Origin of the sequence: Oerskovia turbata (assembly GCF_000718325.1) — a bacterium.
GTDB classification, from domain to species: domain Bacteria; phylum Actinomycetota; class Actinomycetes; order Actinomycetales; family Cellulomonadaceae; genus Oerskovia; species Oerskovia turbata.
The window spans coordinates 356,994-363,788 of record NZ_JOFV01000002.1 but is presented as its reverse complement, the minus strand read 5'-3'; the positions used below and the strand labels follow the sequence as shown (position 1 = coordinate 363,788).

The following is a 6,795-nucleotide window of genomic DNA, read 5'->3' as shown; positions in this document are numbered from 1 at the left end:
GGGTGTCAACACGCTGCCGTTGACGATCGGTGCGCAGCCCGACGGCCTGTACCCGTTCCGGGGCGCGGTCGACCAGGTGCGGCTGTACGACCGGGCGCTGTCCGGCGCCGAGGTCACGGCACTCCACCAGGCAGTCCAGCCGCCGGCCGCCCCGCCCGTCGCACAGGACGTGGCCGCATCGACCGTGACCGGGACTCCCGTCACGGGCACGCTCACGGGCAGCTCGCCGAGCGGCGGGACCTTGACCTTCGAGGTGGTCGCCGCTCCGTCGTCGGGCACCGTGGCCGTGACGAACCCCGCCACGGGCGCGTTCACGTACACGCCCGCCACGGGCTTCGTCGGGACGACGACCTTCACGTTCCGCGTGGGCGCGAACGGGCTCTGGTCGAACGTCGCGACGGCGACCGTCCAGGTCGCACCCGCAGGCGGACTGCGCGGAGCGTGGGACCTCGACGAGGGCACGGGCCTCGCCGCGGCCGACTCCTCGGGGTGGGGGACCGCGGGCGCCCTCTCAGGCGGCACCACGTGGGTCACGGCCGGTGGCCGGTCCGCCGTACGGTTCGACGGCGCGACGGGCAAGGTCACGATCCCCGACGCGAACGCCCTCGACGTCTCGACCGCGCTGACCGTCGCCGCCTGGGTGCGGCCCGAGCAGGTCGCGACGCAGTACGTCGTCAAGAAGGCCGCGCCGAGCGCGACCGACGGGTTCGAGATCGGCCTGTCGAGCGCGGGCAAGGCGTTCCTGCGGTTCAACCAGGCGACGTCGGGCGACACGTTCCGTGTCAACGCCACGGCGACCTACCCGTCCGACGGCACCACCTGGGTGCACCTCGCAGGCACCTACGACGGGCAGCGGATGCGCCTGTACGTCGACGGGGTCGAGCAGGGGAACGTCGCAGGACCCGCATCGGTCGGGGTCAACGCGCTCCCGCTCCTCCTGGGCGGCCAGCCCGGCGGGACCCTTCCGCTCAAGGGGGCCGTCGACGGCGTGCGGCTCTACGACCGCGCGCTGAGCGCGGCCGAGGTCGCCACGCTCAGGACGCAGACCCCGCCGCCCGCCTGACGACCCGCGCCGGTTCCACCGGGCATCGTCCCGATCACGACGCGTCGTCGACCGTCTCGCGCTGCGTGCCCACGACGCGGGCACGCAGCCGGCGCAGGGTCGGCACCGAGCGCACGAGGAGGCGCGGGAGGAGACCGCGCGTCGCGAGCACGACCCCGACCATCGGCCGACGGTCCCGGTAGAGGCTCGTGGGGCCGGCGTTCTTCGGGTGCAGGCACGGGTCGAACCGGTCCACGGCCGTGTGCGCCAGGATGTGCTCCTGCTCCAGGACGCGCCCGATCACCCCCGGGCTGAACCTCGCGAAGCGCTCGTCGTACGTGTCGATGAGCGAGTACCAGGTGTTGCCGGCGGCGAACTGCAACGACATGTAGACGACCTCGTCGCCCGCGACCAGGGTCATCAGGTGGAGCCGCTTGCGGTCGCGCAGGGCGTCGGTCACGTCGGTGAACCACTCGGCGGCCCCCGGGGTCACCGCGAGGGCGCCGCCGTCCCGGTCCGCGTCGCCCTTCCAGCCGGCGGCCTCGAGAGCGACGAAGTCCTGGAACGCCTGCGGGTCCTCGCCCCGGTCCTCCCAGACCAGAGCCGACCCGACCGCCTCCTCGAGGCGCCGGGCCAGGCGTTCGACCTGCTTGCGCTTGGACCGGCTCAGGGCCTCCAGGGGAGCCGGTGCGTCGCTCGCGCGGTCCAGGAACGCGCGCTCGAACCGTGATCGTTCGATCATCGGGACGCCGGCGCGGCGGCACGCGTCGTGCAGGGCGTCGCTCAACGCGCCCTCGCCGGGCAGCAGGGTGAGCTCGACGAGGGGAGGGAACCCGTTGCGGCGGTCCGCGAGATGGCCGAGCAGGTGGTCGAGCGCGGTCGCCGCGTGCTCCGTGTCGACGAGGGGTGCGCACAGCGGCGCGTCGTCCTTGAGGAAGGTGCCCGCGGTCGTCGCGTACCGCAGCGGCACGCCGTGGAACCGCTCCTCGCGGCTCAGGGGCAGGAGCGCGATCATGCGGTCGTCGCGCTCGACCACGAGCAGCACGATGTCCGCGGTCCGGGCAAGCCACCGGGACGCCGAGAGCAGGTAGGCGGGCGACAGGAAGGGGTTGGGTTCGAGCGCGCGGTCGACCAGGTCGGCCCAGCGCTCGGCCTCGACGGGCGTCACCTCGCCCAGGCGCACCGCCCGGGCACTCACGACGCCCGCCGGGCTCACGCCGGCTCCCCGGCGCTGCGGGCCCGCGCGCCCGCGAGGACCTGGTCCAACCGGGCGCGGGCGTGGGACCAGTCCATCTCGGCTGCGTGCGCCCGACCGGCCTCCCGGGCACGTGCGAGCGAGGACTCGTCGTCGGCGAGCGCGGCGAGGGCCTCGGCGAGGGCGCCGACGTCGTCGGGAGGCACGAGGATCCCGGCGGTCCCGACGGCCTCGGGGATGCCGCCGACGTCCGAGGCGACGACCGCGGCTCCCGCGGCCATGCCCTCGAGGGCCGTCAGGGCGAAGGGCTCGGGCCAGCGCGAGGGGACCACGACGACGTCGGCCGTGCGCAGGACCTCCCGCACCTCGCCACGGGGGAGGAAGCCCGTGAACGTCGTCGGAACGGTCGTCCCCGCGGCGCGCCGGCGCAGGTCGCGCTCGTAGGGAGTCAGGGGGTCCGCGGCGTCGAAGCCTGCGGCACCGACCACGGTGAGCCGCACGTCGGCGCGCGCGAGGCGCCGGACCGCGTCCACGACGACGTCCACGCCCTTGTCCGGGATGGCGCGACCGACGAACACCACGTGCAGGGCGTCGCCGCGCTCCGGACGGTCCGCCAAGGACGCGCCGCCGCTCGCGGACGGAGCATCGACACCGTTGTGGACCACGACCACGCGGTCGCGGAGACCGGGGGGGAGCAGCGCCGTCGTCTCGTCGGCCAGGAAGGCGCTCACGCACACGATGCGGTGCACCGGCCCGAGCGTGCGGGCCAGCTCACGGTGGCCGTAGGTGCGCAGCAGCTGGTTGTGCGCGTACAGCACGGGCTGGTGCCGGGCGGCGTCCACGAGCGGGACGAGCTGGGGGGCGTTGTGCGCGAACACGTACGACGGCGACCACGACGCCTGGTCGCGGACGGTCGCCGCGAACGCTCGTCGGGCCCCGAGGCGAGGCAGCCCCACGCGCGATGCCGCCGCGTCGGTGTAGCGCGCCCAGGGGCGCGTCGGGGCCTGCGGGTACTCGATGACGTGCGCGCCGTCGTAGCGGTCGGGGTAGGTGCCCCGCGCCACGACGACCGAGGACGGTGCGGACCCCTCGGACGCCCCCCGCACCAGGCCGTCCACGACGGTCGGCACCGCGCTCCCCGTGCGCGGCGAGTAGTGGTCGCCGGGCGTGAGCACGTGGACGTGCCCGCGGTCACGCGTCGGGTCGGACCACTTCATCGGGATCCCTCCTGACCGGGTCAGATCACGTCGGCGAAGCCACGCTCGAGCTTCTGGAAGATCAACGCGCCACCCATGAACGCGAGGACCGACGCCACGACCAGGGCGCCGACCTGCCAGGCCTCGGGGGCCGACTGTCCCAGCAGCGACCAGCGGAAGCCCTCGAGCAGCCAGGTCAGCGGGTTGATGTTGAACAGCCACAGCAGGTCCGCCGGGACGGCCTCCAACGAGTACGCGACGGGCGTCGCGTACATGAGGATCTGGATGACCCACGGCAGGGCGTACCCGACGTCGCGGTACTTGACCATGACGGCCGAGCTCGCGACCCCGATCGCGGCACCGAGCAGCACGGCCAGGAGCGTCCAGAACGGCACGAGCAGGATGGGCCACCCCGGGTTGATCCCGTAGACGAACAGCAGGACCACGAACAGCCCGAACGCGACCACGTAGTCGACCAGCACCGCGAGGATCGTCGAGAGCGGCACGAGCATGCGCGGGAAGAAGACCTTCGACACGAGCGACTGGTTCGCCACGAGCGAGGACGACGAGCGGCTCGCGACGCCGCTGAACACGTTCCACGCGAGCATGCCCGCGAACGCGAAGATGAAGTAGGGGACGTCGTTGCTCGGCAGGTCCGCGACCTGACCGAACACGATCGCGAAGATGCCGGCCGCGGCGAGCGGCTGCAGGACGACCCAGGCGACGCCGATCACGGTCTGCCGGTAGCGCAGCAGGACGTCGCGCCGACCGAAGCTGACGAGGACCTCGCGGGCCTCCCACAGCTCCTTGACCGACGGCAGGTCCCACCGCCCGGGCGGGGTGATCACGGTCTTGCTCATCGTCACCACCTCTCGTACTGGAAGTCGGCCAGGACCATGCCGTGGGTCAGCGCCTCGTCGGACGTGACCTCGGGGTACGGCGGGTTGGGCAGGACCTCGAAAGCCCCCGCGCCTTCCCAGGCGTCGAGGATCCCGGTCTTGCAGACGTACAGGTCGTACGTGTACTTGCCCGGCTTGAGCCACAGGTCCTTGATGGTCAGCGCGCCGCGCTGGGGGACGGTCGGATCGAGCCACAGGCCCACGAGGCGGGAGTCGCACTGGACGACGATGTTCCCGTTCATGTCGTTGACGTGGCACGAGACGAAGTAGCTGCCCACGAGGTCAGGGTTCGCGTTGACCGCGAACTCGATGACCTTGTCCTCGGTGGGCTCCATGGTCTCCTCGGCGATCGTCGCCTCGGTGAAGCGGAGCTCGCCGGTGCCGGCTCGCCGGGACGCGTCCTGCTGGGCGACGTGGAAGCTCGTGAAGCTGTTGCGGTACTCCGCGAGAGCGTCCTCGACGTTGCCCGCGTACGTGAGCCGCCCCTGGTCGAGATAGATCGCGCGGGTGCACAGCGCGGAGACGGTCTGCGCCTGGTGGCTCACGTACAGGACGGTGCGGCCGTCGCGGGCGACGTCGCGCATCTTCGCGAGCGACTTGGCCTGGAACTCGGCGTCGCCGACCGCGAGGACCTCGTCGATCGCGAGGATCTCGGTCTCGAGGTGCGCGGCCACCGCGAACGCGAGGCGCACGTACATGCCCGACGAGTAGCGCTTGACCGGGGTCTCGAGGAACTTCTCGACACCCGAGAAGTCCACGATCTCGTCGAAGCGACGCTGGATCTCCTTGCGGCGCATGCCCAGCAGCGTGCCGTTGAGGTAGACGTTCTCCCGGCCCGTGAGCTCGGGGTGGAAGCCTGTGCCGACCTCGAGCAGGCTGCCCACGCGGCCGCCCAGCTCGATCCGGCCCGCCGACGGCGCCGTGATCCGGGTCAGGAGCTTGAGGAGCGTGCTCTTGCCCGCACCGTTGCGCCCGATGATGCCCATCGCCTCGCCCCACGGGACCTCGAAGTCGACGTCCTTGAGGGCCTCGAAGTCCTCGTACTCCGGCTTGTGGAGCGGGTGCTTGACGCGGTTGATCATCGCCTCGGCGGCGGTCGTCGGCCGGAAGCCGCTCTTCGCGATGCGGTAGGACTTGCCAAGGCCCTTCACGGCAACAGCGGGATCCGCCACGGTGTCCCCTTCGGCATGGTGTCCGCGTGACTGCGGATCGTGTGGTGGTCGGAGAAGTCTCGACCGGTGAGAACCGGGCCTTCTGCGACACCGGCACACTATCAGCGGGCGGGCGCCGTATCAGGGCCTGGAGCGGGTGGAATTCTCGGACAGCCAGGCGGCGATCGGCGCGGTCGTGCGTTCCCACGGCAGGTGGTCCATCGCCCAGCGGTAGGTCCGGCGCCCCTCGTCGTCGGCGAGCGCGGGATCGGGGCCCAGCCGCTCGACGAGCCACTCGACCCACTCGTCGGTGTCGTTCGTGACGCGCGCGGGGGACCCCGGGTGGGCGCTGGCGCCGTCGGTCGTCGCGATCACCGGGCGCCCGGTCGCGAGCGCCTCGCCGAGCTTGACCGGGGCGCCGACCCCGGCGCGCACGGGCACCCCGACCACGCGTGAGACGGCCGTGAGGTCGGACAGCGCGGGGACACGCCCGAGCCCGCGGAAGCCCTCGATCTCGGCGAACCGCGCAGGGGTGCCGTTGCCCGCGACGTGCCACTCGGCGTCGGGCACGGCCTCGCGCACGCGGGGCCACACGTCCTTGGCGAACCACGCGATCCCGGCGGTGTTCGGTGTCCAGGACCAGTTGCCGAACATGCCGACCACGGGGGGCGGCGCAGCGGCGGGGGGCGGAGGCCACTCCGACTCGTCGATCCCGTGCGGTGCGACGATCCGCTGAGCGCTCCCGCCGCTCGGCAGGCGGTCCAGCTCGGCGGGCGAGCAGACCGACACGGCCGACGCGTCGCGCAGGACGCGGTCCTCGATCTGGCGGAACGTGGCGGCCTCACGCGTCCTGCCGTACCGGGACAGCCACGGGCTCATGACGTTGTGGACGTCGACCAGGACCGGGACACCGAGCCGGCGCCCGGCCCCGCGCAGCAGCGCCCAGGACTCGAGGTGGGCCACGATCACGTGGTCGTAGCGGCCCGAGCGGGCGCGACGGCGCGCCAGGAAGTAGCGGGTCGGGTGGGGGAGCCGCTTGTGGAGGAACGGCGCGAAGCGCTCGACGGTCGCGATCTCGCGCAGGGTCGTGTCGTCCTGCTCCCCGGCGAGCGTCATGACGTGGACCGACCAGCCGGCGCGGACCAGGGCACGGATCTGGAAGTACTGGCGTCGTTGGCCGCCCTGACCGTCACGGTCGGGCGTCTCGTTGCTGAGCCACAGGACCGAGCCTCGGGCACGGGCGGCGTCGGGCGGGTCCGTGTCCATGCGGTCAGCGTAGGGGATGGCGCCCTCCGGGGACGGTCCCGCCGTG

At 72.7% G+C, this 6,795-nt stretch carries 6 protein-coding genes; 1 reads left to right on the top strand and 5 read right to left on the bottom strand.

Annotated elements, in window-relative coordinates; genetic code table 11:
- The coding region (locus IE95_RS0103125; RefSeq protein ID WP_157283410.1) for a LamG domain-containing protein at positions 1-1,063 on the top strand (1,063 nt) is incomplete at its 5' end.
- Between the two features lie 34 nt (positions 1,064-1,097).
- Here IE95_RS0103125 and IE95_RS0103120 read toward each other — a convergent pair.
- The 5 genes from IE95_RS0103120 to IE95_RS0103100 all read right to left on the bottom strand — a co-directional run bounded on the left by IE95_RS0103120 (position 1,098) and on the right by IE95_RS0103100 (position 6,749).
- Positions 1,098-2,258 carry a GNAT family N-acetyltransferase gene (locus IE95_RS0103120; protein ID WP_129429435.1) on the bottom strand — a complete coding sequence of 387 codons (1,161 nt, stop codon included), beginning with the start codon at positions 2,256-2,258 and terminating at the stop codon, positions 1,098-1,100.
- Entirely contained in the window at positions 2,255-3,454 is a 1,200-nt protein-coding gene (locus tag IE95_RS19410; RefSeq protein WP_051702635.1) for a glycosyltransferase family 4 protein, read from the bottom strand. Before IE95_RS19410 ends, IE95_RS0103120 begins: the two co-directional genes overlap by 4 nt.
- A gap of 20 nt (positions 3,455-3,474) precedes the next feature.
- Entirely contained in the window at positions 3,475-4,293 is an 819-nt protein-coding gene (locus IE95_RS0103110) for an ABC transporter permease (protein ID WP_030150170.1), read from the bottom strand.
- A gap of 2 nt (positions 4,294-4,295) precedes the next feature.
- Positions 4,296-5,483 (bottom strand): ABC transporter ATP-binding protein, encoded by a 1,188-nt coding sequence (locus tag IE95_RS0103105; RefSeq protein WP_051702633.1) that lies wholly within the window; start codon positions 5,481-5,483, stop codon positions 4,296-4,298.
- 141 nt (positions 5,484-5,624) lie between these two features.
- On the bottom strand, positions 5,625-6,749 hold the full coding sequence (locus IE95_RS0103100) for a glycosyltransferase family 4 protein (RefSeq protein ID WP_030150168.1): 1,125 nt from the start codon (positions 6,747-6,749) through the stop codon (positions 5,625-5,627).
- Between the last annotated feature and the right edge of the window lie 46 nt (positions 6,750-6,795).